The sequence below is a fragment of the Mesoterricola sp. JemC181 genome (genome assembly GCF_055384585.1).
In genome coordinates this window covers 1,316,442-1,340,996 of record NZ_AP045076.1, presented here as the reverse complement: position 1 = coordinate 1,340,996, position 24,555 = coordinate 1,316,442, and the positions used below count along the sequence as shown (strand labels likewise).

Genomic DNA, 24,555 nt, shown 5'->3' with positions numbered 1-24,555 from the left:
CATGGAAAAGCGCACCCGAATGTGGGTCTCCCTGGCCGTGATCCTGGCGCTGGCGGCCGCCGCCGGCGTCTGGGGCTTCCTCAGCTGGCGGCACAACGAGGTCTTCGTGGCCACCGACGACGCGTACGTGAAGGGCCCCGTGGTCGCCGTGGCCTCCCGGGTGCCGGGGGCCATCCTCACCCTCGGGGTGAAGGAGAACGACCCCGTGAAGGCCGGGCAGGTGCTCGCCACCCTGGATCCCAAGGACTTCGAGGCCGCCGAGGCCAAGGCCCAGGGCTCCCTGGCCGAAGCCCGGGCCTCCATGGCCCTCAACCGGTCCCAGATCGCCCAGGCCCAGGCCCAGGTGCGCGCCGCGGAAAGCCAGGAGGGCCTGGCCGCCCTGGAGCGCCAGCGCCTGGAGATCCTGGTGGAGCGGCAGTCCATTCCGCGCCAGAAGCTGGACCAGGCCCGCACGGCCCACCAGGTCGCCACCGCCCAGCTCGACGCGGCCCGCAAGCAGGTCGCCGCCATCCAGGGCGGACTTCAGGTGAGCGGGAGCAAGGAGGCACAGGCCCTGGCCTCCATCGAGCAGGTGCGGCTCCAGAAGGGCTACTGCACCATCGCCGCCCCCTGCGACGGCTACGTCACCCGCAAGCTGGCCGAGGCCGGCATGGTGGTGGCCGCGGGCCAGCCGCTCCTGGCGGTGGTCCCCCTGGGCCGCGACGACCTCTGGGTGGAGGCCAACTTCAAGGAGACCCAGCTCCGGCGCGTGCGCCCGGGCCAGAAGGTCACCCTGCGCGCCGACATCGACGACCGGGACTTCCCGGGCGTCGTGGAGAGCCTCGCGGCGGGCACCGGATCCGCCTTCAGCCTGCTGCCGGCCGAGAACGCCACGGGGAACTGGGTGAAGGTCGTCCAGCGGGTCCCGGTGCGCATCCGCCTGGCTCCCGGCGGCGACCCCGCCCACAAGCTGCGCCTGGGCCTCAGCGTCTCCGCCGTCATCGATACCCGCGAATGAGCGGGACGGACCGGGGCGCGCCCTTCAAGTGGGTCATCGCCCTCGCCCTGATGCTGGGCACGTTCATGGAGGTGCTGGACACCTCGGTGGCCAACGTGGCCCTGCCCCACATGAAGGGCACCTACGCCGCGGGCACGGACGAGATCACCTGGGTGCTCACCAGCTACCTGGTGGCCAACGCCATCGTCCTGCCCATCACGGGGTGGCTGGGCAACCGGTTCGGCCGCAAGCGGCTCTACCTGTTCTGCCTCACGGGCTTCACCCTGGCCTCCCTGGCGGCGGGGGCCGCGCCCACGCTGGGCCTGCTCATCGCGGCCCGGGTGATCCAGGGCCTCACGGGCGGCGCCATGGTGCCCATGTCCCAGGCCATCACCATGGAGGCCTTCCCCCGCTCCGAGCAGGGCATCGCCACGGCGGTCTTCGGCATCGGCGTCATCTGCGGCCCCATCGTGGGGCCGCTGGTGGGCGGCTGGGTCACGGACAACTGGAGCTGGCCCTGGATCTTCTGGATCAACATCCCCGTGGGGATCCTCTCCTACGCCCTGGCTTCGGCCTTCGTGGACGAGGCGCCGGACCGCAAGCCCGAGGGCGCCATGGACTACTGGAGCCTGATCTTCATCGCCGTGGGGCTGGGGTGCCTGGAGCTCTTCCTGAACCGGGGCGAGCGCCTGGACTGGTTCGAGAGCCGGACCGTCACGCTCTACGCGGCCTGCTCGGCCCTGGGCATCATCCTTTTCCTGTGGCGGTCCTTCACCGCCGAACGGCCCCTGGTCGACCTGCGGATGTTCAAGCTGCCGGAGTACGCGTCGGGGATGTTCCTGATCTTCGGGGCGAGCTTCGGGATGTACGCGGCCTTCGTCATGCTGCCGCTGTTCGTGCAGACCTTCCTGGGCTGGACCCCCACCTGGGCGGGGATCATGCTGAGCCCGGGCGGCGTCGCCAGCGTGGTGGCCATGATGGTGGCCGGGCTGATCATGGGCAAGGTCGACGTGAGGTACACCGTGGCGGCGGGCTTCCTCGCCCAGATCTATTCCAGCTGGCTGCTCACGTCGATCAACCTGCATTCCGGCATGGGCTACCTGGTCTACGCCTGGTGCTTCCGGGGCCTGGGACTGGGGTTCGTCTTCGTGCCCATCGCCACGGTGGCCATGCGCCGGATCCCGCGGGAGGCCATGGGCGTGGCCGCGGGATTCTTCAACCTCATGCGCAACGAGGGGGGCAGCGTGGGCATCGCCGTGGCCGCCACCCTCCTGCAGACCCGCAGCCAGTTCCACCACGCCCGCCTCGCCGAGCACATGACGCCCTACAGCGGCGCTCTCCAGCAGGGCGCCCACCGGCTCCACCTGGCCCTGGGCGCCTCCTCCGGCCTGGACCCGCAGAGCAGCGGGAGGCTGGCCCAGGGCATGCTGGGCTTCGAGGTGCTCCGCCAGTCGTACGTCATGGCCTTCGTGGACGTCTTCGCCTTCCTGGTGCTGGTGTACATCGTGTGTCTGCCGTTCGTGATGCTCCTCAAGGACCCCGGCAGCGGGTCGGGCGGGATGCAGATCCACTGATCAGCCTGGAGGGACCAGCGCCTCCAGCTTCCGGTGCAGCTCTTCCAGGGAGAAGGGCTTGGACAGGCTCGCGGCCCTGTCGTCCCCCTGGAGCAGGAGGACCGTGGAAGGGTCCATGAAGCCCGTGGCCACCAGCACCGGAAGCTTCGGCCGCAGCCTGCGCAGGCGCAGGTAGGCGGCCTCGCCGCCCATGCCGGGCATGTTCAGGTCCAGGATCACCGCGTCGGCCTCCAGGCCCTTCTCCAGCAGGTCCAGGGCCTCCTCTCCGCTCATGGCGGCCACGGGCGTGTGGCCGAGGTGGTGGAGCAGGAGCGGGACGGTCGCCTGGATCAGCTCGTCGTCGTCGACCACCAGGATCCTCAGCGCCCGGCGCCGGGCGCCTGCGACCCCGTGGCCGTGCTCTTCCAGGGCGGCCCCGGCCACGGCGGGAAGGCGGACGTGGATCCGGGTGCCCCGGCCCACCGCGCTGCGGATCTCCACGGTGCCGCCGTGCGCCTTTATGGTGCCGTGGACCATGGCCAGGCCGAGCCCCGTGCCCTTCCCGGCCTCCTTGGTGGTGAAGAAGGGCTCCAACGCGCGCTTGACGACCTCGGGAGGCATGCCGGTGCCCGAGTCCTCCACGATCAGCTCCATCCACCCCGGCTCGGCGTCCCGGGTGCGCAGGGCCAGGACGCCGCCATCGGGCATGGCGTCCACCGCGTTCACACAGAGGTTCATGAGGGCGCTCCCGAAGTTGCCGGCCTCGCCCAGGAAGGGCGGCAGGGGCTCGTGCAGGTCCACCTCCAGGCGGATCTTATGGCGGAGGGTGCGTTCCAGGAGGGCCGCCTCGTCCTTGACGAGGCGGTTGAGGTCCAGGGGTTCGGCCGCACGCAGGTCCTTGCGGGCGAAGTTGGTGAGGCCCCGCACCAGGTCCCGGCCCCGGTTGGCGGCCTTGATGATGGTGTCCAGGGCCGAGGCCATCCCCGGGTCCTCCTCGGATTTGAGCTGCAGGACCTGGCCGACGGCGAGGATCGCGGCCAGGACGTTGTTCATGTCGTGGGCCACGCCGGTGGCGAGGCTGCCCAGGCTCTCCAGCTTCTCGGTGTGCCGGATCTGCTCTTCCAGGACCCGGCGCGCGGTCTCCTCCGTCTTGCGCTGGGTGATGTTGTCGAAGACCACCACGAATTCGTCCCGGGCCGGGCTGTAGATGGAGTTGGAATACCAGGTGTCCGTCGTCTGAACGAACAGCTCGAGCCGCTCGGGAACGCCCGTCGCGGCGACCCTGGCGAAGGCCTCCATGAAGTTCGGCTCGGCCTCGAGGATTCCGGGAATGACGTCGGTCAGCCTCTTCCCCACCACGTCCCTGAACCCCGTGAGCCGCTCGAAGGCGGGGTTCACGTCCACGTAGACCCAGTCCACGGCCTCGCCGCGCTCCCGGATGATCCGGGCGTGGGCGTAGCCGTCCAGCATGTTCTCGAACAGCGACCGGTAGCGGCTTTCGCTGGCCCGCAGGGCCCGCTCGGCCTCGAGGCGGATGGAGCGGCCGCGCGCCTCCTCCAGGCAGTGGACGAGGGCCTGGCTGAGCCGGGCCGGGCGGTCCTTCCAAACGAAATCCCAGACCCCCTGCCGGAGGAGCTCCACCGCGGCCTCCTCGCCGATGCTGCCGGAGACCAGGATGAAGGGGACGTCGGGCAGCTTCCTGCGGACCAGGGCCAGGACCTGGGTGAACTCCAGCTGGGGCAGGCTGTAGTCGGAGATGACGGCGTCCCACGCATGGTCCTGCAGGGCCGTCTCCAGGGCGGCCAGGGTGTCCACCCTGTGGAAGTCGGCCACCGTGCCGTGCTTCGTGAGGTTGCGGACGTGGAGGGAGAAGTCCGCCTCGGAGTCCTCCACCACCAGGAGCTTCAGCCGGGGCCGCACCGTCAGCTCCATGAGCGCGGCGCATCGTTCACCGCCACCCAGTAGACCCCCAGCCTGCCCACCTTCTCGGCGAATTCGGCGAAGTCCACGGGCTTGCGGACGAAGCTGTTGGCGCCTCCGAGCAGGCTCGCGAGGCGGTCCTCCTCCTCGCTGGAGGAGGTGAAGATCACCACCGGCAGGGCCCGGGTGCGCTCGTCCTTGCGGATCCGGGCCAGCACCTCCAGGCCCCCCAGGCGGGGGAGCCCCAGGTCCAGGAGCACCAGGGCCGGGAGGTCCGGCCCGGGCCTGCCGGCGAACTCCCCCTCCCGGAACAGGAAGTCCACGGCCTGCTGGCCGTCCCGGACCACCTCCACCAGGTTCCCCAGGTTCACCTTGCGCAGGGAGCGCAGCGTGAGCATCTCGTCCTGGGGGTTGTCCTCGACCATGAGGATCACGGGCACGTTGTTCATGGCGACTCCTGGGGTGCGGAGGAAGGAAGGGAGACCAGGAAGGCGGCCCCCTGGCCGGGGGCGGACTCGGCGCGCAGGCGCCCTCCGTGGCGGCTCACGATGCGCTGGGTCGTGGCGAGCCCGATGCCCAGGCCCGGGTACTCGTCCTGGCGGTGCAGGCGCTGGAACGGCTTCCAGAGCTTGTCCGCGAAGGCCATGTCGAAGCCGCAGCCGTTGTCCCGGATGCGGATCCAGGCCGACCCGCCCTCCTGGACGCGGTCCACTTCGATGAGGGGATCGGGCGACCTTCCGGTGTACTTCCAGGCGTTGCCCAGGAGGTTGGTGAAGGCCGCCCTCAGCATCCGGGGATCCCCCTCGGCCAGGATCCCGGGTTCCACCCGCCAGCGGGGGGGGCGCTCCCCGTCGGCCTTCCGGAGTCCCTCGAGCACACCTTCGGCCAGGGCGGAGATGTCCACCGGCACCCGCTCCAGGTCCCCCCGGGTGGCCCTGGAGAGGAGCAGGATCCCGTCGATGAGGCCGCTCATGGCGTGGCTGGCCTTGATGATCTGGTCCAGGTAGCCCCGGCCTTCGGCGTCGAGGGACGGGGCGCAGTCCTCCAGGAGGGCGTTGCTGAAGCCGTCCATGGCCCGGAGCGGGGCCCGCAGGTCGTGGGACACGGCGTAGGCGAAGCTCTCCAGCTCCTGGTTGGCGGCCTGGAGCTCCAGGGTGCGCTCGGCCACGCGCCGCTCCAGGGTCGCGTTCAGGGTCCGCACCTCGGCCTCGGCCCGCTTGCGGGCGGAGATGTCCTCGATGATGCTCACGAAGTGCATGGCCTCCTGCCCGGGCCCGGTCAGGGGTCTCACGGTGAGCGCGGCCCACACGGTGGCTCCGTCCTTGCGCAGGTAGCGCTTTTCGGAGGCGAAGCCCTGGATCTCACCCCTGGCCAGACGTTGGGTCTCGGTCACGTTCCGGTCCAGGTCGCCGGGGTGGGTCACATCCTGGAACCGCATCCCCAGGAGTTCCGCCTCGCCGTAGCAGAGGATCTCGCAGAACCGGCCGTTGACCCGCACGAACCTGCCGCTGGCCGCGTCCACCTCCACGACCCCCACCCCGGCCTGCTCGAACAGGGCCCGGAACCGCGCCTCGCTGTCGCGCAGGGCCAGCTCCATGGCCTTGCGGTCGGAGATGTCCTGCATGGCGCCCTGCACCTTCACCACCCGGCCGCCCTCCACCACGGGCTGGCCCGTGGTGCGCACCCATTTGCGGTTGCCCGCGGCGCTCACGAGCTCCAGTTCGAGCGCGTAGGGGATCCCCTCCTCCACGGCGCGGCGCACGGCCTCGGCGATGGCCGGGCGGTCCCGCTCCAGATAGTAGCTCAGGCCCATCTCCACGTTCGGCTGGGTGGAGGGGTCCAGGTCGTGGATCCGGGCGACCTCCGCCGTCCAGGAACCCGCATGGGTGGCCGCGTCGAACTCCCACCCGCCCACCTGGGCCGTGCGGCTCGTGCGCTCCAGCAGCCCGTCCCGTTCCCGGAGCCGGGCCTCGGCGGCCTCGAGCTTGGCCTTGCGCAGGCGTTCGTGGAACGAGGAGAAGAGCAGGCCCATGCCGATGAAGGCGACCGCATTGACGTAGGCGCCCGGCCGCGCCTTGAGGAGCGTGTGGACGGGCTCCATGAAGAACCACCACACAAGCCCGGTGGAAAGGAAGGTGGCCGCCAGGCCCGACGCGAAGCCCCCGAGCCAGGAGCTGAGGAAGACCGTCGGATAGAACAGGAACCACACGAAGGGGACGATCACCGGCCAGCACAGCCATTGCATGAAACAGGCCGCCACGGGGAGGAGTGCGGCAGCGATGCGGCGCGGGGCGGAGAGGGATGCGGGAACGCTCATGGGTGGGTGCAACCTAGCATTTGTGGGGGGTTGCGATGAATGATAGACCCTTTGAATTTTTCAAGTGAACTGAATTTCCAAATCCCCAATGACCGGTTTATGCATATTCCTCATTAATGCAATTCGATGAAAAATCCACGATTGCGTTCCTTTCGGATGGCCCTATCCTGAATCTCTGGTGCCCATGGTCCGCCATCTCCTCAACCTCATCGCCCTGCTCGCCCTCGTCCTTTCGGGGCCGGCCCAGGGCCTGCTGGTTGCCGGCGCGCCGCCCGCCGCCTGTTGCTGCTGCGGCGGAGAAGCCCAGGACCCGAGTCCCTGCGGCATGCCCAAGGTCCCCTGCGCCCCCCGCTGCCCCACCGGGGCCTCCCAGTCCACCGTGGCGCCCGCCGCCCTGGTGTCCCGGGTCCGCACCGCGCAGATCCGGAAGGCCGCGCCCCGCAAGGAACCCGCGCCCTGGCCCGCCGTCGCCGCCCGCCCCGAAGGCCGGACCGCCTTCCTGGAGGCGGCGCCCGCCCACGCCCCGCCCCTTCCCACCCGCCGGGATCCCCAGGCACAACTCAGCCAATTCCGTATCTGAGACGCGTTCGCTTGTCGTAGGCTTCATCACGAGCACGCAGTCCCAGCATACGGAGTTCTCCATGCGCATGGCGCCCATTCTGGCCCTAGGCCTCCTCCCCGCGGCGTGCCTGGCCCAGGCACCCGAAGACCCCCAGCTCTCGGCCCTCGTCCAGGAGGCCCTCGCCCGCAACCCTGACGCGGCCCGCTCCCGGGCCATGGCCCAGGCCGAAGCGGAACGCATCCCCCAGGCGGGGGCCCTTCCCGACCCGGTCCTCTCCCTCGGCATCCAGAACGACGGGTTCAAGAAGATCCAGGTCGGCCAGATGGAGAGCAGCTACTACTCGATCATGGTCACCCAGCCCCTGCTCTGGCCCGGCAAGCGGGGCCTGCGCGGGGACATCGCCCGCATGGGCTCCCAGGCGGCCATGGAGTCCTCGAGCCGCGTGCGGCTCACCCTGGAGGCCGACGTGCGCCGGGGCTACGTGGCCCTGCTCCTCGCCCGGAGCCAGCTCCGGCTCCTGGACGAACAGGCCCTCTTCCTCCGCCAGGCCGAGGCCACGGCCCGGTCGCGCTACGAGGTGGGCCAGGGGTCCCAGGCGGACCTGCTGCGGGCCCAGCTGGAGCGCACGCGGCTGGAACAGTCCCGGCTCGACCTCCAGTCCGAGGAGCGCGGCACCCTGGCCTCCCTGAACCGGCTGCGCGCCCTGCCCCCCGACGCTCCGCTGCCCACGGAGCGCACCCTGGAGCAGCTGCCCGAGCCCCCCGCGATCGACGTACCGGAGGCCGCGGCCAGCGCCCGGAACCTCAGCCCCGAGCTGAAGGCGGCGCGCATCGGCGTGACCCAGGCCGGGAAGTCCCTGGAGCTGGCCCACCTGGACCGGCGCCCGGACTTCGCCTTGAGCGCGGGCTACATGCCCAGGGGCGGCCTGGATCCCATGTGGACCGCCAGCGTCTCCATCTCCCTCCCCGTGTGGCAGAAGCGCAAGCAGTCCCAGGCCATCGCCGAGCAGGAGCACCGCCGGAAGGCTTCGGGCTCCGAGGTGGAGAGCCTCGAGGCCCTGCTGGGCCAGCGCGTCCAGGAGCGGGCCGCCCAGATGGACGCGGCCCTGGGCGTCATCCGGCTCTACCGGAGCGGACTCCTGGTGCAGAGCGAGACCAGCTTTCGCGCGACCCTCTCCCAGTACGAGGTGGGCAAGGTGCCCTTCCTGTCGGTGCTGGAGGCCCTCAACGGCTGGATCGCCGACCAGAGCGGGCTCCTCCAGGCCCAGGCCAGGGCCCAGGCCATCCACATCGCCCAGCGCGAACTGAACCTGGGCTCCGCTCCCCCCATCGGCGCCACGTCCCTGGGCGGCACGGCCCTGGGCGGCGGCGGGGGGGCTTCCGCGTCCGCAGGCGCCCGGAAGGGCGCTGCGGCGGGGACCCCGAGCGAATCGTCATCCATGAAATCCATGTAGAGAGAACGCCATGAGCCCCACCACCTCCTCCCTTCCCCGCACCGCAGCCCTCATGCTCCTGGCCCTGGCCGCGGGCGTGGGCGGCACGCTCCTCCTCCGGCCCCACCCCAAGGAGGCCGCCCGCCAGGAACCCAAGAAGGTCATGTACCAGTGCCCCATGCATCCCCAGATCATCCAGGACCACCCGGGGGACTGCCCCCTGTGCGGCATGGCCCTGGTGGCCATGGACGGTTCCGGCGCCTCCGGCCATGACGGCCCCGAAGGCCATTCCACCGTCACCATCGACCTGGAGCGCCAGCAGCTCATCGGACTCACGACCACCCCCGTGACGGAAGGCGCGGTGGGCGGCGAGATCCGCACCACCGCGCGCATCGCCCCGGACGAGACGCGGATCCGCCACATGCACGTCAAGGTGGACGGCTACGTGGAAAAGCTGTTCGTGGACTTCGTGGGCATGCCGGTGGCCAAGGGCCAGCCGCTGTTCACCTTCTACAGCCCCGACTTCGTCTCGGCCCAGAAGGAGTATCTCCTGGCCCTGCGCACGCGCAAGGCCCTCAAGGGCGGTGAGCGCGAGGGCAGCGGCCAGGATCTCCTGGATTCCGCCCGGCGCCGCATGGCCCTTTGGGACGTGGCCCCGGCCGAGCTGGACGAGCTGGAGCGCTCCGGCGAGGCCAGGAAGTCCCTCACCCTGCGCTCCCCCATCGCCGGCGTGGTCACCGCCAAGACGGCGGTGGAGGGCAATCGCCTGACCCCCGCGGACATCCCGTTCGAGATCACCGACCTGGGCCACCTGTGGGCCATCGCCGACGTCTACGAGCCCGAGCTGCCGCGCCTCAAGGTGGGCATGGCCGCCGCGCTCACCCTCGGAGCCTTCCCCGGGAAGACCTTCACGGGCCGCGTCGCCTTCATCGATCCCCAGGTGGACCCGAAGACGCGCACCACCAAGGCCCGCGTGGAGATCGCCAACCCCTCCGGCCTCCTGAAGCCCGAGATGTACGGCGAGATGGTGATCCGCAGCCAGGCCCGCAAGGGCCTGGTGGTGCCCGTGGACGCGGTGCTGGACGCCGGCACCCGCAAGATCGTCTTCGTGGCCATGGGCGACGGCCGGTTCGAGCCCCGGGAGGTGCAGACGGGGGCGAACCTGGGGGAGTCGGTGGAGGTGCTCTCGGGCGTCAAGGCCGGCGAGAGCGTGGTCAACCGCGCGAACTTCCTCGTGGATTCCGAGTCCCGCCTGAAGGCGGCCCTCTCTCACATGGCGCACGGCGCCGGAAAGAGCTGAGGCGGCCATGATCCAGCGAATCATCCGGTTCTCCGCGGAGAACAAGTTCCTGGTGCTGGCGGCGGGCCTCGTCGCCCTCGTCCTGTCCTTCTGGGCCATGCGCACCATCCCCCTGGACGCCCTGCCGGACCTCTCCGACACCCAGGTGATCGTGTACTCCAAGTGGGACCGCAGTCCCGACCAGGTGGAGGACCAGGTCACCTACCCCATCGTCACCAGCCTTCTGGGGGCCCCCAAGGTCAAGGCCGTGCGCGGGCTCTCGGATTTCGGCTTCAGCTACGTGTACGTCATCTTCGAGGACGGCACCGACATCTACTGGGCGCGCTCGCGCGTCCTGGAATACCTCAGCAAGATCACCGCCAGCCTGCCCCAGGGCGTCAAGACCGAGCTGGGCCCGGACGCCACGGCCGTGGGGTGGGTGTACCAGTACGCCCTCGTGGACAAGAGCGGCCGGCACAGCACCGACGAACTGCGGTCCACGCAGGACTGGTTCATCCGGTACGCCCTGCAGGCCGTCCCCGGCGTGGCCGAAGTGGCCACCGTGGGCGGCCAGGCCCGCCAGTTCCAGGTGAGCCTCAATCCCAACAAGATGGCCACCTACCGCATCACCATCGACAAGGTCATCGCGGCGGTGAAGGCCGCCAACAACGAGGGCGGCGGGCGCCTGGTGGAGTTCAGCGGCCGGGAGTACATGGTGCGCGGACGGGGCTACGCCCGCACCACCAAGGACCTGGAGAGCGCCGTGCTCAAGGTCGAGGGGGGCACGCCCGTGCGCCTCTCGGACGTGGCCACCGTCAGCCTGGGTCCCGAGATGCGCCGCGGCCTGGCGGACCTGGACGGCCAGGGCGACGTGGTGGGCGGCATCGTCGTCATGCGCCAGGGCGAGAACGCCCTGGCCGTCATCGGCAGGGTGAAGGACAAGCTCAAGGAGCTCAAGTCCTCGCTGCCCGCGGGCGTGGAGGTCCTGCCCGTGTACGACCGCTCCACCCTCATCGAGAAGGCCATCGCCACGGTGAAGGACAAGCTGGTGGAGGAGATGATCGTCGTCTCCATCATCATCCTCATCTTCCTCTGGCACATCCCCTCGGCCATCGTGCCCATCGTCACCATCCCCCTGAGCGTGGCCCTGGCCTTCATCCCCATGCTGTTCATGGGCCAGAACGCCAACCTCATGTCCCTGGCCGGCATCGCCATCTCCATCGGCGTGCTGGTGGACGGGGCCATCGTGGAGGTGGAGAACGCCTACAAGAAGCTGGAGCACTGGGTGAGCGGCGGCCGCGTGGGCGACTTCCACAAGGTGCGCCTGGAGGCCCTGCTGGAGGTGGGACCCAGCGTCTTCTTCTCGCTGCTGGTCATCGCCATCGCCTTCATGCCCGTGTTCACCCTGGTGGACCAGGAGGGGCGCCTCTTCCGGCCCCTGGCGTACTCCAAGAACCTGGCCATGGCCATCGCGGCCATCCTGGCCCTGACGGTGGACCCCGCCCTGCGCATGCTCTTCGCCCGCATGGATCCCTTCACCTTCAAGCCGAAGTGGCTGGCCTGGACCGCCACCCAGGCCCTCGTGGGCACCTACTACCCCGAGGAGAAGCACCCCGTCAGCCGCTTCCTCCACCGCATCTACGAGCGGCCCTGCCGCTTCGTGCTGCGCCACGCCAAGGCCACCATCGCCGTGGCCGTGCTCATGGTGGTGGCCACGATCCCCGTGTTCATGCGCCTGGGATCCGAGTTCATGCCCCGCCTGGGGGAGGGCACCCTCCTCTACATGCCCTCCACCCTGCCGGGACTCAGCCAGACCGAGGCCCAGCGCATCCTCCAGGTGCAGGACCGCCTCATCCGCACCGTGCCCGAGGTGGAGCGCGTCTTCGGGAAGGCGGGCCGGGCCGACACCGCCACGGACCCCGCGCCCTTCTCCATGATGGAGACGGTGATCCAGCTCAAGCCCGAGGAGCAGTGGCGGGAGACGAAGCGCTGGTACTCCTCCTGGGCGCCCAACTGGGCCAAGTCCGTCCTGCGGTCCTTCTGGCGCGACCGCATCACCGAGGAGGACATCGTGGCCGACCTGGACCGCGCCGTGCGGCTCCCGGCCATCCCCAACGCCTGGACCATGCCCATCAAGGCCCGCATCGACATGCTCTCCACGGGCATCCGCACCCCGGTGGGCCTGAAGGTCAACGGCGCCGACCTGAAGGTGATCCAGCAGATCGCCGTGGAGGCCGAGGGCATCCTGCGCAACGTGCCGGGCACCCGCAGCGCCCTGGCCGAGCGCACCGCGGAAGGCTACTTCCTGGACTTCGAGCTCAAGCGGGAGGAGCTGGCCCGCTACGGCCTGAGCGTCGAGGAGGCCAACATGATGGTCATGACCGCCATCGGCGGCGACAACCAGACCACCATCTTCGACGGCCGCGCCCGCTACCCCGTGAACGTGCGGTACGCCCGGGACTACCGGGAGAACCCCGCCGCCCTGGGGCGCGTCCTGGTGCCCCTGCCCAACGGTTCCGCGGTGCCCATGGAAGCCATCGCCGACCTCAAGCTGGTGCTGGGTCCCGGCATGATCCGGGACGAGAACGCCATGCTCAACGGCTACGTGCTGGTGGACTTCGACACCTCGAAGACGGACGTGGGCACCTACGTGAAGAACGCCAAGGCCGCCATCGAGAAGGAGCTCAAGCTCCCGGCCGGCTACAGCCTGGACTGGAGCGGCCAGTTCGAGAACATGATCCGGGTGAAGGAGCGCCTGAAGCTCATCGTCCCCATCACGCTCGTCCTCATCTTCGGCCTGCTCTACGCCAACACCAGGAGCGCCTTCAAGGCCTCCCTGGTGATGATGGCCGTGCCGTTCTCCGCCATCGGGGCCTTCTGGCTCATGTGGATCCTGGGCTACAACACGTCGATCGCCGTGTGGGTGGGCCTCATCGCCCTCCTGGGCCTGGACGCCGAGACCGGGGTCTTCATGCTGCTCTTCCTCGACCTCTCCCATGAGGAAGCGAGGAAGGCCGGGCGCCTGAACACCACCGGCGACCTGGTGGAGGCCATCATCCACGGCGCCGTCAAGCGCGTGCGCCCCAAGGCCATGACCGTCTTCGCCGCCTTCATCGGCCTCTTGCCCATCATGTGGTCCACGGGCACCGGCGCCGACGTGATGAAGCGGATCGCGGCGCCGATGGTGGGAGGCCTGGCGACGAGCTTCCTTCTCGAACTGCTGGTATACCCCGCCGTCTACTACCTGTGGAAGAAGAAGGAAGTGTCCGAAGGCCCCGAATCTCCACTGGCAGTCTAGAGCGGGGATTACCTGTTCTTCATCCTTCCTTCATCCCCGTCCAGTCGGGTAGGCCGGGGAGCTTGCGCCCCCGGCCCCCCTCAGATCCGGACGTGCGGGACTACCGCATCCGGCTCCTCGTCACGGTCGCTGAGGACGTAGTTTCGATGCGTAACTGATGGCTGGGGCCAGTGGGAACCGAGCCAGAAGCTTGTTCATGCGATCCCAGGTCATGCGGGCCCGCTGGGACCTCCGGTTGAGCCATCCACGCCACCTTCGCCCAACTTCATAGCGGAAGTGCGCCAGGGCCCTGGAGTTCCCCGTGATCCCGTAATACCTGAAGTGACCGACCAGTTTCTGGTTGATCGTCCGCCATTGCTCACGCACCGGGAGGTGGCGGTGTTTGGCCATCCACTCCCCGATCTTCGTGAGCGCCCGACTCATCCGGCTCTTCGCGGTCTTCCGCTTCACCACCCACCGGCCGTTCTTGGCCGTGGCCCAGTAGTGGGTGAATCCCAGGAAGTCGAAGTGGCCTGGTCCCCCATTGGGGTCCCTGGGCTCCCTCGGCTTCCAGAACTCCACCAGCCGGGTCTTATCCGGGTGGATCGTCAGGCCATACCGCTCGAACCGCTTGGGCAGGACTTCCATAACCCGCTTGGCATCCTCCTCCTGGGCAAAGCCCATCACGAAGTCGTCCGCGTAGCGCACCAGGAAGGCCCGACCCCGGAGTCGGGGCTTGACCTCCCTTTCAAACCACACGTCCAGCACCTCGTGGAGGTAGATGTTGGCGAGCATCGGACTGACCACCCCGCCCTGGGGCGAGCCGGTTTCCGGGTGCGTGATGCATCCTTTCTCCAGCACGCCCGCGTTGAGCCATTTGCCGATCAGGCGCCTCAGAACGCCGTCCTTCATCCGCAGGTCAAGGATTTCCCGCAGCTTCCCGTGGTCCAAAGTATCGAAATACTTACGGATATCCACGTCAAGCACCCAGCCTCCCCCCATGTCCATCAACCCCTGCCAAATCGCCTCCAGCGCCATGTGCGCGGAGCGCCCGGGCCTGAACCCGTAGGAGCAGTCCAGGAAGTCCTGCTCATAGAGCGGTTCCATCACCATCACCACGGCCCTTTGCAGGACCTTGTCTTCGAAGGCGGGAATGCCCAGGGGGCGTTGGCTGCCATCCCCTTTCGGGATGTAGGTTCTCCGGACTGGAGGGGCCTTGTAGGTGTCGCCGTTCTTAGCCCGGTTCAGGAGGCTCTGGAGGTTGGACTCCAGGTTTTCCCCGTATTCCTTGCCCGTCACGCCGTCCACCCCGGTCGCCCCATCCTTGCGGGTGCGCCCGAAGGCTTCCTTCATCCAGTCCAGGTCCATGTGGTAGGCCAAGGAGGTGAAAGCCACCTCCGGGTGGATCCTGGCCAGTTCTGCGATCCGTTGTTGTTTCGTGGAGACGCTGTTGGATGTCATTGCACCCATTATCTTTCCCTTCAACGGTTCCGTGATCCGGCAGCTCCTTGGCTCCAGCGGGTCCCGGCGGCCCGGTTCCCCGCGATCATCGCTACTATGAGCTGCTCCGACTTCCGGCCACCCCTCCCGCGCTCCTTCGTTTCCTTCAGTTTGCGGTACCGCCCTGTGCCGGCTGTTCGCTCCCGCCGGGGGCGGCACCCCCCGGCGAGCCTGGGTTCGTTTTACGTGGCTTCCCTCACCACTGGGTTGTTGGCGGAGATGGCTGGATCTCCCAGGTTCCTGGGGAACCCCTGTGCACGTGCCCTGCTCTATGACCCCGGTGGGACCCTACGGTCAGGCCCTTGCGACCTTCGGGTGCTGTCTTCCGATCGGAGAACGGCGTCGACTCCCACGGTTGGATGCTTTCGGGGCTCCATCACACGGCCCATGCACTCCCTGTCTACGCTTCACGAGGTCGGTCGCCCTTCCCCACGCAAGACTCGGTTCCGGCTGCTGGCCAGCTTTGCCGGGCGGGGCTTGCTGCCTCCCCGCTGGGCTCCATTGCGAGGTTTCAGTCTGTCTTAGGTCATCCATCCTCCTCGCCCAGGCTTGGCCTGGCGCACTCCCCGTTCATCCCCGGCAAATCAAGCGCTTGTTTCGCCGGGGATGAACGGGGATGGACGGGGATGAAAGCAGGATGAAAAGCAGTCATCCTCGACTTCTCCGGCTACTGCTCCACCAGGATCGCCTCCACCAGCCTCGCGATGGAGGCCACGCTGCGCAGGCGCTCCAGGTGGATCTGGGCCAGCCGCGTGCCCGCGGCCAGGACCAGGGCCCCCTCGGGGGTGCAGAGGTCCTCGACCAGGCACATGCCGGGCGTCAGCTCCCGGATGGCCACGAGCCTGCGGCCGGGGTCCGCGCCCTCGGCGGCCGGCGGCTGAACCTGCAGGAGCTCCTCCAGCACGCCCAGGACCCGCGGGTCGTAGGCGCCCTTGGCCAGCTTGAGCTGCTCCAGCACGACCGTCTTCGACCGGCGCAGGCGGAGGCCCTCCAGGAAGTCCGTCAGCACGCGCAGGATCCGCGACTCCAGCGGGATCTCCTCGCCGCGGACCCCGTCCTCGGGGTAGCCGGCGCCGTCGAAGTTCTTGGTCGCGTACCGGATGATCCGGGCCACGGGCTGCAGGCGGGGGATGTTCCCCACGATGCGGGCCCCGCTCTCGGGTATCCGCACGAATACGGCCTGTTCGGCCGGGGTGAGGGGCTCCGACCAGTTCAGCTTGGACTGGATCGGCAGGGGCAGGGCCATGCGCCCCACCGGCGCGAGCAGGGCCGCCAGGCCCAGGTCCCAGGGGGACGGGATGCCCAGCTTCCCGGCGATCCTCAGGGCGTACTCGCGGGTCTCCTGGGCCTGGCCGAAGGCCTTGGGATCGAACACCGACAGCAGGTCCACCAGCACCTGCACGCTGCCGGCGAGGGTCTCCTCGAGGAGGACCCGGCTGGAGCAGAGCAGGTCGTACTGGCGCACGCCGGCCTCCAGCACCGCGGCCACGGCCCGGTTGTCGCAGGGCTTGGTGAGGAAGCGGAAGACGTTGCCGCTGTTCAGGGCCTCCACGGCGGTCAGCTGGTCCTCCTGGCCCGTGAGCATGATCCGAGTGGAGTCGGGGGACAGGGACTGGACCTCCTGCAGAAGCTCGACGCCGTCCATCCCGGGCATCCGCATGTCGCAGACGATGGCCGCGAAGGGGGGGGAATCCATGATGAGGTCCAGGGCCTCGTGGCCGGACCCGGCCACGGTCACCTCGTACAGGTCCCGGAAGGTCCTTTCCATGGCCTTCAGGTGGAGAAGGTTGTCGTCCACGAACAGGACCCTAGCTGGCATGGGATTCCCCTTTTTCGGCATTCGCGTGGTGCATGGCCGCAAGGATGCGGGAGACCGTGGCCAGGCCCTCCATGGACTCGGCCAGGACCTTCGGGAGCTCGTCATGCAGGAAGGGCAGGTCCAGTTCGCCCTCCACCCGGAGCAGGTGCTCGGCGACCTCCCGGGGATAGGCCCCCATGGCCGCGTGGTGGGCCTCCAGGATCCGGGAGAGCCGGCGGCACCCGTGCTGAAGGAAGCTCAGATTGAGGGCCAGGTACTGGATGGGCGTGTTCATCTCGTGGAGGAACTCCCCCAGCTGGGAGTCGGCCTCGCTGGTGTCCGGGGGGGTCGTTCGTTCCTGCTCGGCCATGTGCCTCCGGGTTCCGGACCCTTCGGGTCCCGTCCCTGGAGAAAACCTACGCCCACAGCCGAATGATGACCATAGGGTAGATTACCTACACCAGCTGGGCCTTGATCGCGAGCCGCGCCAGGGCGGTGGCGTTGTGCAGGTCCAGCTTGCGCATCAGGTTGGTGCGGTGGACATCCACGGTGCGGGGGCTGATGCCCAGCTCGGCGGCGATCTCCTTGGTGACCAGGCCGCGGCCGATGTTGACGAGCACCTCGGTCTCGCGCTCGGTCAGGAGCCCCGCCAGCTGCTCCCGGGAAACCTGGGCCTCCCGCGTCAGGAGGGGAACCATCTCCTTCCGGCGGAGCCGCCCGCCGATGGCCGCCAAAAGCTCGGACGGCGTGAAGGGCTTGGTGAGGTAGTCATCGGCCCCGGCTATCATTCCTGCCCGCATGCTCTCCCGGTCGTCCAGGGAGGTCATGAAGATCACCGTCGTGTCCGTCAGGAGGGGGTCGGCCCGCACCTCGCCCAGCAGGGCCATCCCGTCCATGCCCGGCATGCGGATATCCGTGACCAGCACGTCGAAGGCCTGGAGCCTCAGCTGCTCGAGGGCCTCCGAGGCCGACCGGGCCATGACCACTTCCCACTCCGGCTGCTCCAGCCTGAAGGAGCGCTGGAGGGCCAGGAGGAGGATGGGCTCATCATCGACGATCAGGATTCGCATGGGGCTCAGGGGAAAATTGAATAACCCAATGATACGCCCGAACCTTCGTCACTCACCAGGGATTCAGAGTTCGAGGGTGATGCCCTGGGCCAGCTCGACCTTCCCGCTGAAGTTGATCGCGCTCGTCTGCCTGCGCATGTAGGCCTTCCACGCGTCGGAGCCGCTTTCGCGCCCCCCGCCGGTCTCCTTCTCACCGCCGAAGGCGCCCCCGATCTCGGCGCCGCTGGTGCCGGTGTTCACGTTGGCGATGCCGCAGTCGCTGCCGGCGGCGGACAGGAAGAGCTCGGACTCCCGCATGTCGTTGGTGATGATGGCGCTGGACAGGCCCTGGGGGACGTCGTTCTGGATGGCGATGGCCTCCTCGATGGTCGAGTACCGGGTGAGGTAGAGCACCGGGGCGAAGGTCTCCTCCCGGGTCATGGGCAGTTCCGCGGGCACCTCGGCGAGGCAGGGGGTGATGTAGCACCCGCCGGGGAGGGGCAGGCGCTCGCCGCCGGCCAGGATGGTGCCGCCCTGGGCCTTGATGGTCCCGATGGCCTCCAGCATGGTGGCCACCGCGCCGCCGTCCACCAGGGGGCCCATGAGGTTGCTGGCGTCCCTCGGGTCGCCGATGCGGGTCTTGGCGTACATGTCCTTGAGCCTGGCCACGAACCCGTCGTAGATGGACTCGTGGACGATCACGCGCCGGGTGGAGGTGCAGCGCTGGCCCGAGGTGCCGATGGCGCCGAAGTAGACCGAGGTCAGGGCCGTCTCCAGATCCCCCTTCTCGCTGACGATCACGGCGCCGTTGCCGCCCAGTTCGAGGATGTGGCGGCCGAAGCGCTCCTGCACCAGCCTGCCCACGTGGCGCCCGCCGGGAACCGAGCCCGTGTAGGACACCAGGGCCACCCGGGGGTCGGTGTTGATGAGGTCGCCGATGTCGCTGCCCCTGCCGATGGCCAGGCTGCAGATGGCGGGATCGTAGCCGAACTTGCGCAGGACGCGCTCGGCGATGCGGGTGCAGGCGATGGCGGTCAGGGGCGTCTTGCTGGAGGGCTTCCACAGCACCGTGTCGCCGCACACCAGGGCGATGGCGGTGTTCCAGCTCCACACGGCCACGGGGAAGTTGAAGGCGGTGATCACGCCCACGACGCCCAGGGGGAGCCACTGCTCCTGCAGGCGGTGCATGCGGCGCTCGCTGGGCATGGTCAGGCCGTAGAGCTGCCGGGACAGGCCCACCGCCAGGTCGCAGATGTCGATCATCTCCTGGACCTCGCCCAGGCCCTCCCGCAGCGTCTTGCCCATCTCCAGGGTGACCAGCTCGGCCAGGGCCTCCTTGTTGCGGCGCAGCTCGTCGCCCAGCTCCTTGACCACCTCGCCCCGCTTGGGGGCGGGCACCAGGCGCCAGGACTTCCAGGCCTCGTGGGTCCGGGCCAGCACGGCGTCGAACTCCTCCTTGGTGATGTTGGCCACGGTGGCCAGCGTGGCGCCGTCCACCGGGGAGACGACATCCTGGTTGCGGCCGCTGCCGATCCATTCCCCGTTGAACCCGCCCAGGTTGTGCTCCGCGATTCCGAGTTTCGCCAGGACCTTCTCCATGACTGCCTGCATGTCGTTCACCTCTGGCCTAGATATATACGCCCATTGAAACTGACACTCAAAATCGTTCTTTTCACGCCAACTATGAGTACAATTCATGGATATGGCCAACCAACTAGACCTGTACCAATTGCGAGCCTTCCACGCCCTGGGCACCACCGGGAGCTTCACCCGGGCCGCCCGGAAGCTGAACCTCACGCAGTCCGCCATCAGCCACGCGGTGGCCAAGCTGGAGGCCGGCGCCGGCACCCTCCTGGTGGACCGCCGGAACCGGGAGCCGCGCCTGACCGAGGATGGGCGGCACCTCTTCCAGGCCTGCGAGGAGGTCTTCGCGACCCTGGAGGCCGCCGCCGAGGGCCTGGGCCTGGCCACGGCGGGGGGGCGCCTGCGCCTGGGGGCCACGGTCGAATTCGGCAGCAGCATCCTCATGCGCCACATGGGCCCCTTCCTGGCGGAGCACCCGGACCTGGAGATCGACTTCACCCTCGCCCACGACCTGCTCACGCCCCTCCTGCGGGACGACCTGGACATCATCATCGACTGCCGGGAGCACCTCCTGCCCGACCTGCAGAAGCTCCCCTGGTTCATCGAGACCTACGTGGTGGCCGCCGCCCCGTCCTTCCTGGCCACCGGCGGGATCGCCTCCCCCGGGGACCTGGGCTCCCGGCCGGTGCTCTCCCTGGACAAGGCGGGCGCCTGGTGGCATCGATTCCTCCTGGCCCTTCCCGAGGAGGGCCGGCCCGACTTCCACCGGATCATCGAGGTCAACCACATCCGGGCCATGATCAACGCCGCCGTGGAGGGCCTCGGGGTCCTGCTGGCCCCCACCTACAGCGTGCTGGGCGAACTGGAGCGGGGGGCGCTCACCGCGGTTCTGCCGGGTGTCCGGCCCCGGGAGGACCGGTTCTTCATCTACCAGAAGAAGCGCCGGGCGGCTCTGGGCCGTCACCGGCTGCTCACCGACTACCTGAGGACCCTCACGCCGCCGGAGTTCTAGTCTTTTTTGTCCAGGAAGGTGGACCCGACCCCCGGTTGGATATAATCACGGCATGAACAAGTCGAGGAAGAACGCCTCCGCCGCCAAAGCAGGAGCCAAATCCCGGCGTCCCATGCACCTGGATGCCCTCCGGGAGCTGGTGGAGCCCGGCTTCCCGGACGCCACGGAGCTCTTCGAGAAGGGCCTCAAGCTGCTGGTGTCCCAGCTGATGGTGGACCGGGCCGTCATCGTCCGGATCACCGACCTGGGCTACGAGACCCTCTGGTGGGCGACCCTGGACGGCTCCGACCTGGACCTCTCCACCTTCGACCCCAACAAGAACTTCTGCCCCCAGGTGCTGGAGCACTCGCCGCGGACGCTGGTGATCCGGGACGCCAAGGAGGACACGGACCTCAAGGGCCACAGCGCCTTCCAGGACATGGCCGTGCGCTCCTACATCGGGGTGCCCCTGCGAAAGGGCGACAAGGTCATCGGCGTGCTGAGCGTCCAGAGCTCCACCCCCCAGAAATACTCCCGCGCCGACATCGTCTTCGTGAGCATGGTGGCCAACCTCCTGGGCAGCGCCATGGAGATCGAGCTCCTCAAGCAGGAGCTCCACATGACGCGGGAGGCCCTGGACCTCACCATGTCCGTGGTGGAGGACAGCGCCCTGGAGGCCCAGGCCACGCGCCTCCCCAGCCGGCGCTACCTCGACATCTGGCTCAAGGCCTACCTCTTCATGGCCCGCAGGCGCTCCGAGCCCATGGCCCTGGTGGCCTGGAAGACCTCGCTGAACCGGGACACACGCAAGGCCCTGCGCGAGATCTCCGACCAGGCCCGCGGCGAGGACCTGCTGGTGGACATGGGCAAGGAGACCTTCCTGCTCCTGCTGCCCCGCACCTCGCTGGACGGCGCGGAATTCCTGGTGCAGCGGGTGCGCGCGAAGTTCGGTCCCATCGCCGTGGGCATCGCCCTGTGGGACCCCGCGGACCCCGCGGACCGCGACGACTTCACGATCCGCGAGGCCCTGCGAAGGGCCATGGATGGCCTCAACCCGGCTCCGGGAGCGCTTGCCTAGATTTTTTTCTCGGCGAACCTCGGCCGCCTCGGCGATGCATTCATTTTCCATGCTCTTGCGGCGCAAAGAATCAATGCGCCGGAGCGTCTTGAAACGGAATGCATCGCCGAGGCGGCCGAGGTTCGCCGAGAAAGGAATGAAAAACGTTCAGTGCTTGCGCTTGCGCTGCATCTCCGCGATCTCGCCCACGGCCGAAACCGCCGCAGCGATGTGCGCGGACGTGTTGAAGGGGCCGATGCCGAAGCGCGCGGCGCCGTGGAGCCTGTCCGTGCCCAGGTGCTCGTGGACCATGGGGGTGCAGTGCAGGCCGGTGCGGCAGGCGATGTTGTAGTCCACGTCCAGCATGGTGCCGGTGTCGGCGGCCTCCAGGCCGTCCACGTTGAAGGTCAGGACGCTGATGCGCTCCTTGCCGGCGTCCTCCTGGCAGTAGAGCGTGACGCCCTCGATGGCCTTCAGGCCGTCCCGCAGCTGGCGCCACAGCTCCATCTCGTGGTGGTGGATGGCCCCGAGGCCGTGGCGGTTCACCCAGTTGACGCCGGCGTTGAGGCCCGCGATGCCGGGGAGGTTGGGGGTGCCGTACTCCATGCGGTAGGGATACTCGTCCAGGTGGTTGCGCTGGGCGCTGCGCACGCCGGTGCCGCCGGCGCGGGTGTGCCGGATCTCCACGCCCTCCCGCACGTACATCCCGCCGATGCCCATGGGGCCCATGAGGCTCTTGTGGCCGGTGAAGCAGACGATGTCCGCCCCCAGCTCGTCCATCTTCACGGGCACCATGCCCGCGGTCTGGCTCACGTCCAGGATGAAAAGGATTCCGCGTTCCCTGCATGCGCGTCCCACCGCCGCGGCGTCCTGCACCGTGCCCAGCACGTTGCTGCCGTGGTTCATGACCACGGCGCGGGTGCCCTTCATCATGCGGGCGATGATCTTCGCGGGATCCACGTAGCCGTCGTCCTCGAAGTCCACCCAGTCCACCTGGGTGCCGGCCTCCTGGAGGTGCCAGAGGGGGCGCAGCGTGGCGTTGTGCTCCAGGTGGGTGGTGATGACGTGGTCCCCTTCGGCGAGGGTGCCGAAGATGGCCAGGTTCAGGGCGTCGGTGGAGTTGTAGCCGAAGACGAGGCGGTTGGGGTCCGTGCCTCCGAAGAAGGCGGTGAGCAGCTTGCGGGTGGTGTCGAGCAGCGTGCCCGCCTCGATGCAGAGGTCGAAGCCGCTGCGGCCCGGGTTCACGCCGTAGGTGCGGTAGAAGGTGTCCATGAACTCGTAGACTTCCGGCGGCTTGGGGAAGGACGTCGCCCCGTTGTCGAGGTACGTCAGCCCCCCCGCGGGGGAATGGGCCTGGAAGGGGGAAAGGGTTCCGGTCTGGGTCATGGCTCACCTGTGGGGGGTTCGGTCACCAGTGCGTCGGCCACCATCTCGGCGACCGTCTTGATCTGGACGTTCAGCTTGTATTCCTTGTTCAGTTCCGAGAGCTGGTCGATGCAGTTGTGGCAGGGCGCCACCACGACCTTGGCGCCCGAGTCGCGTATCTGCTGCGCCTTCATGCCGCCCGAGCGCATGCGGCGCTCCTTGTAGGCGCCCATGGCCAGCTGGCCCCCGCCGCCGCCGCAGCAGAAGTTCTCCGCGCGGTTGGGGGTCATTTCGCGAAAACTGGAGACCGTCTTCGCCAGGATGCGCCGCTGCGGCTCGGTGACGCCGCCGTGGCGCACCAGGTTGCAGGGGTCGTGGAGCGTGACGGCCTTGGTGTTCATGCCCGGGTCCACCCGGATGCGGCCCTGCTCCAGGTACTCGTCCATGACCTCTAGGAAGCTGCGCACCTTGAAGGGATAGGCCGCCTGGAGCCACTCGGGCCCCTCCCATCGGGCGCTGGCGAAGCCGTGGCCGCACTCCCCGATCACCAGGGTCTCGCAGCCCAGGCGCTCCATGGCGTCGACCAGGCTCTGCGTGATCGTCCCGGCTTCCTTGTCGTTGCAGTTGAAGAGGCCGTAATTGGTGAGGTCCCACCCCTCCGAGGCCAGGGTCCAGTCCTCCCCGGCGGCCCAGAACACCTTGGCGCTGGCCTGGAGGGAGAGGGGGAAGAACTTGGGCTCGCGGGGGTTGACGGTGAACAGGATCTTCGCGCCGTGGCGGTCCATGGGCATCTCGGCCAGGGGGTCTCCGGTCTCCGCCCGGAGCTCGTCCTGCAGCCAGTCCACGGTCTCCACCCAGTCCTCCCGGGTGATGGCCATGTTGTTGCCGTGGCGCAGCGAGTTGTCCACGGTGGCCTGCAGGTCCGCGGGCGCCAGGCCCATGGCCGTCAGGGCGGCCCGGGCGGCCTTGAAGACCCGCGGCAGGTTGATGCCCACGGTGCAGTTCAGGGAGCATCGCCCGCACAGGGAGCATCGCCCGTACACCGCGTCCAGCCAGGCCTTGGCCATGGCGTCGTCCAGGGCCGCACCCTGGAGGCCCAGCCTGCCCAGGACCGTGAAGTGCCGGCGGAAGACCTGGGCGACGAGGTCCAGCTTGCGGGCGGGGACGTTCTCCAGCTGCGGGTCCATGCGGTAGTAGTGGCAGCTCTGGGCGCAGAGGCCGCAGTGCACGCAGGCGTTGAGGTGGGCGGCGTCCGCTTCCCCGAGCCGGGCCCGGAAGGCCTGGAGGCCCTTCTCGAGATCGATGGTTTCAACCATGGAGGCGCTCCTGGGCCGCGGGGGGGAAGGTGCCCCGGCGCCCGAAGAAGGCCCCGAGGTGGTAGCGGCTGAGGAAGAAGAAGGCGCAGTGGCGGATCTTGCCCAGGGGGATGTACACCAGCAGGGCCGCGCAGGCCCAGGGCAGGATGCGCGACGTGGCCGGGCCGGCCGCGGCGATGCCGGCGAAGGCCGTCGCCAGGGCATTGGACACGAAGTCGTCGGCGTTGGAGAGCCCGCGCAGGTGGGGCATCACGATCCGCTTCGCCAGCAGCGAGCAGCCCGCAAGCGCCCCCAGGAGGGCCAGGGCCGCCAGGGCCCGGGAGGGGACGAACACCAGGGCGAAGGCCGCCGCGATGCCCAGGTGGTAGGCGATGCCGGCGGCGTACGAACCTGGATTCAGGCGCACGCTCTCCTTCGCCCAGGGCAGCATGGCCCCGGTGAAGGCGTAGCGCACGCCGGCTGCGGGATCGCCCGCGGCCGGGGCGAAGAGCGGCCTGCGTCCGAGGGCCCGGGCCCGCAGTAGCTGGGCCCCCAGCAGGAGGCCGCACCACAGTCCGGCGGGGAGCGCGGGATTCACGG

19 protein-coding genes are annotated in these 24,555 nt (G+C 68.8%); 8 read left to right on the top strand and 11 right to left on the bottom strand.

Features of this window, described 5'->3' with window-relative positions:
* Position 1 precedes the first annotated feature (1 nt).
* A complete protein-coding gene (locus ACZ5MC_RS05960; RefSeq protein ID WP_306599403.1) occupies positions 2 to 997 on the top strand; it encodes an HlyD family secretion protein in 996 nt (331 codons plus the stop codon).
* Positions 994 to 2,550, top strand: coding sequence for a DHA2 family efflux MFS transporter permease subunit (locus ACZ5MC_RS05955; protein WP_306599402.1), 1,557 nt, complete (start codon positions 994 to 996; stop codon positions 2,548 to 2,550). The genes ACZ5MC_RS05960 and ACZ5MC_RS05955 overlap by 4 nt, the downstream gene beginning before the upstream one ends.
* Here ACZ5MC_RS05955 and ACZ5MC_RS05950 read toward each other — a convergent pair whose 3' ends face one another.
* Genes ACZ5MC_RS05950 through ACZ5MC_RS05940 form a run of 3 tightly spaced genes read right to left on the bottom strand, consistent with a single transcriptional unit; the run spans position 2,551 to position 6,766 of the window.
* Positions 2,551 to 4,449 carry a hybrid sensor histidine kinase/response regulator gene (locus tag ACZ5MC_RS05950; protein ID WP_306599401.1) on the bottom strand — a complete coding sequence of 633 codons (1,899 nt, stop codon included), beginning with the start codon at positions 4,447 to 4,449 and terminating at the stop codon, positions 2,551 to 2,553.
* A 2-nt stretch (positions 4,450 to 4,451) separates the two neighbouring features.
* Positions 4,452 to 4,898 carry a response regulator gene (locus ACZ5MC_RS05945; protein WP_464517292.1) on the bottom strand — a complete coding sequence of 149 codons (447 nt, stop codon included), beginning with the start codon at positions 4,896 to 4,898 and terminating at the stop codon, positions 4,452 to 4,454.
* Positions 4,895 to 6,766, bottom strand: coding sequence for a PAS domain S-box protein (locus ACZ5MC_RS05940; RefSeq protein ID WP_464517291.1), 1,872 nt, complete (start codon positions 6,764 to 6,766; stop codon positions 4,895 to 4,897). The genes ACZ5MC_RS05945 and ACZ5MC_RS05940 overlap by 4 nt, the downstream gene beginning before the upstream one ends.
* Before the next feature lie 184 nt (positions 6,767 to 6,950).
* Between ACZ5MC_RS05940 and ACZ5MC_RS05935 the strand changes: the two genes are divergently transcribed.
* The 4 genes from ACZ5MC_RS05935 (at position 6,951) to ACZ5MC_RS05920 (ending at position 13,337) form a co-directional block, all read left to right on the top strand.
* Positions 6,951 to 7,346, top strand: coding sequence for a hypothetical protein (locus ACZ5MC_RS05935; RefSeq protein WP_306599398.1), 396 nt, complete (start codon positions 6,951 to 6,953; stop codon positions 7,344 to 7,346).
* Positions 7,347 to 7,407: 61 nt separating this feature from the next.
* Positions 7,408 to 8,781 (top strand): TolC family protein, encoded by a 1,374-nt coding sequence (locus tag ACZ5MC_RS05930; protein ID WP_464517290.1) that lies wholly within the window; start codon positions 7,408 to 7,410, stop codon positions 8,779 to 8,781.
* Between the two features lie 10 nt (positions 8,782 to 8,791).
* Entirely contained in the window at positions 8,792 to 10,060 is a 1,269-nt protein-coding gene (locus ACZ5MC_RS05925) for an efflux RND transporter periplasmic adaptor subunit (RefSeq protein WP_464517289.1), read from the top strand.
* Positions 10,061 to 10,067: 7 nt separating this feature from the next.
* Positions 10,068 to 13,337 carry an efflux RND transporter permease subunit gene (locus tag ACZ5MC_RS05920; RefSeq protein WP_464517288.1) on the top strand — a complete coding sequence of 1,090 codons (3,270 nt, stop codon included), beginning with the start codon at positions 10,068 to 10,070 and terminating at the stop codon, positions 13,335 to 13,337.
* Positions 13,338 to 13,457: 120 nt separating this feature from the next.
* On the opposite strand, the gene ltrA is transcribed toward ACZ5MC_RS05920, so the two are convergent.
* From ltrA to amaB, 5 genes are all read right to left on the bottom strand, one after another.
* On the bottom strand, positions 13,458 to 14,786 hold the full coding sequence (gene ltrA, locus ACZ5MC_RS05915) for a group II intron reverse transcriptase/maturase (RefSeq protein WP_464516197.1): 1,329 nt from the start codon (positions 14,784 to 14,786) through the stop codon (positions 13,458 to 13,460).
* Positions 14,787 to 15,483: 697 nt separating this feature from the next.
* Positions 15,484 to 16,635 (bottom strand): HD domain-containing phosphohydrolase, encoded by a 1,152-nt coding sequence (locus ACZ5MC_RS05910; RefSeq protein ID WP_306599394.1) that lies wholly within the window; start codon positions 16,633 to 16,635, stop codon positions 15,484 to 15,486.
* On the bottom strand, positions 16,625 to 16,984 hold the full coding sequence (locus ACZ5MC_RS05905) for a hypothetical protein (RefSeq protein WP_306599393.1): 360 nt from the start codon (positions 16,982 to 16,984) through the stop codon (positions 16,625 to 16,627). Before ACZ5MC_RS05905 ends, ACZ5MC_RS05910 begins: the two co-directional genes overlap by 11 nt.
* Before the next feature lie 85 nt (positions 16,985 to 17,069).
* Positions 17,070 to 17,684, bottom strand: coding sequence for a response regulator transcription factor (locus ACZ5MC_RS05900; RefSeq protein WP_306599392.1), 615 nt, complete (start codon positions 17,682 to 17,684; stop codon positions 17,070 to 17,072).
* A 63-nt stretch (positions 17,685 to 17,747) separates the two neighbouring features.
* Positions 17,748 to 19,274, bottom strand: coding sequence for an L-piperidine-6-carboxylate dehydrogenase (amaB, locus tag ACZ5MC_RS05895; RefSeq protein WP_464517287.1), 1,527 nt, complete (start codon positions 19,272 to 19,274; stop codon positions 17,748 to 17,750).
* A 91-nt stretch (positions 19,275 to 19,365) separates the two neighbouring features.
* On the opposite strand from amaB, the gene ACZ5MC_RS05890 reads away from it, so the two are divergent.
* Together ACZ5MC_RS05890 and ACZ5MC_RS05885 are read left to right on the top strand one after the other, a co-directional pair.
* The gene (locus tag ACZ5MC_RS05890; protein ID WP_306599390.1) at positions 19,366 to 20,259 is read left to right on the top strand and encodes a LysR family transcriptional regulator; all 894 of its coding nucleotides are present in this window, start codon (positions 19,366 to 19,368) and stop codon (positions 20,257 to 20,259) included.
* Between the two features lie 52 nt (positions 20,260 to 20,311).
* Positions 20,312 to 21,316 carry a GAF domain-containing protein gene (locus ACZ5MC_RS05885; protein ID WP_306599389.1) on the top strand — a complete coding sequence of 335 codons (1,005 nt, stop codon included), beginning with the start codon at positions 20,312 to 20,314 and terminating at the stop codon, positions 21,314 to 21,316.
* A 147-nt stretch (positions 21,317 to 21,463) separates the two neighbouring features.
* Here ACZ5MC_RS05885 and ACZ5MC_RS05880 read toward each other — a convergent pair whose 3' ends face one another.
* Genes ACZ5MC_RS05880 through ACZ5MC_RS05870 form a run of 3 tightly spaced genes read right to left on the bottom strand, consistent with a single transcriptional unit; the run spans position 21,464 to position 24,553 of the window.
* A complete protein-coding gene (locus ACZ5MC_RS05880) occupies positions 21,464 to 22,681 on the bottom strand; it encodes an aminotransferase class V-fold PLP-dependent enzyme (protein ID WP_306599388.1) in 1,218 nt (405 codons plus the stop codon).
* A complete protein-coding gene (locus ACZ5MC_RS05875; RefSeq protein ID WP_464517286.1) occupies positions 22,678 to 23,976 on the bottom strand; it encodes a (Fe-S)-binding protein in 1,299 nt (432 codons plus the stop codon). The genes ACZ5MC_RS05880 and ACZ5MC_RS05875 overlap by 4 nt, the downstream gene beginning before the upstream one ends.
* Positions 23,969 to 24,553 (bottom strand): hypothetical protein, encoded by a 585-nt coding sequence (locus ACZ5MC_RS05870; RefSeq protein WP_306599386.1) that lies wholly within the window; start codon positions 24,551 to 24,553, stop codon positions 23,969 to 23,971. The genes ACZ5MC_RS05875 and ACZ5MC_RS05870 overlap by 8 nt, the downstream gene beginning before the upstream one ends.
* Positions 24,554 to 24,555 lie beyond the last annotated feature (2 nt).

Bases quoted from the DNA above. Each gene is read 5' to 3' on its own strand.
- ACZ5MC_RS05960 (WP_306599403.1), top strand. From the start codon at position 2: ATGGAAAAGCGCACCCGAATGTGGGTCTCCCTGGCCGTGATCCTGGCG.
- ltrA (WP_464516197.1), bottom strand. From the start codon at position 14,786: ATGGGTGCAATGACATCCAACAGCGTCTCCACGAAACAACAACGGATC.
- ACZ5MC_RS05930 (WP_464517290.1), top strand. From the start codon at position 7,408: ATGCGCATGGCGCCCATTCTGGCCCTAGGCCTCCTCCCCGCGGCGTGC.
- ACZ5MC_RS05880 (WP_306599388.1), bottom strand. From the start codon at position 22,681: ATGACCCAGACCGGAACCCTTTCCCCCTTCCAGGCCCATTCCCCCGCG.
- ACZ5MC_RS05935 (WP_306599398.1), top strand. From the start codon at position 6,951: ATGGTCCGCCATCTCCTCAACCTCATCGCCCTGCTCGCCCTCGTCCTT.
- ACZ5MC_RS05940 (WP_464517291.1), bottom strand. From the start codon at position 6,766: ATGAGCGTTCCCGCATCCCTCTCCGCCCCGCGCCGCATCGCTGCCGCA.
- ACZ5MC_RS05945 (WP_464517292.1), bottom strand. From the start codon at position 4,898: ATGAACAACGTGCCCGTGATCCTCATGGTCGAGGACAACCCCCAGGAC.
- ACZ5MC_RS05890 (WP_306599390.1), top strand. From the start codon at position 19,366: ATGGCCAACCAACTAGACCTGTACCAATTGCGAGCCTTCCACGCCCTG.
- ACZ5MC_RS05910 (WP_306599394.1), bottom strand. From the start codon at position 16,635: ATGCCAGCTAGGGTCCTGTTCGTGGACGACAACCTTCTCCACCTGAAG.
- ACZ5MC_RS05875 (WP_464517286.1), bottom strand. From the start codon at position 23,976: ATGGTTGAAACCATCGATCTCGAGAAGGGCCTCCAGGCCTTCCGGGCC.
- ACZ5MC_RS05925 (WP_464517289.1), top strand. From the start codon at position 8,792: ATGAGCCCCACCACCTCCTCCCTTCCCCGCACCGCAGCCCTCATGCTC.
- ACZ5MC_RS05920 (WP_464517288.1), top strand. From the start codon at position 10,068: ATGATCCAGCGAATCATCCGGTTCTCCGCGGAGAACAAGTTCCTGGTG.
- ACZ5MC_RS05905 (WP_306599393.1), bottom strand. From the start codon at position 16,984: ATGGCCGAGCAGGAACGAACGACCCCCCCGGACACCAGCGAGGCCGAC.
- ACZ5MC_RS05885 (WP_306599389.1), top strand. From the start codon at position 20,312: ATGAACAAGTCGAGGAAGAACGCCTCCGCCGCCAAAGCAGGAGCCAAA.
- ACZ5MC_RS05955 (WP_306599402.1), top strand. From the start codon at position 994: ATGAGCGGGACGGACCGGGGCGCGCCCTTCAAGTGGGTCATCGCCCTC.
- ACZ5MC_RS05900 (WP_306599392.1), bottom strand. From the start codon at position 17,684: ATGCGAATCCTGATCGTCGATGATGAGCCCATCCTCCTCCTGGCCCTC.
- amaB (WP_464517287.1), bottom strand. From the start codon at position 19,274: ATGCAGGCAGTCATGGAGAAGGTCCTGGCGAAACTCGGAATCGCGGAG.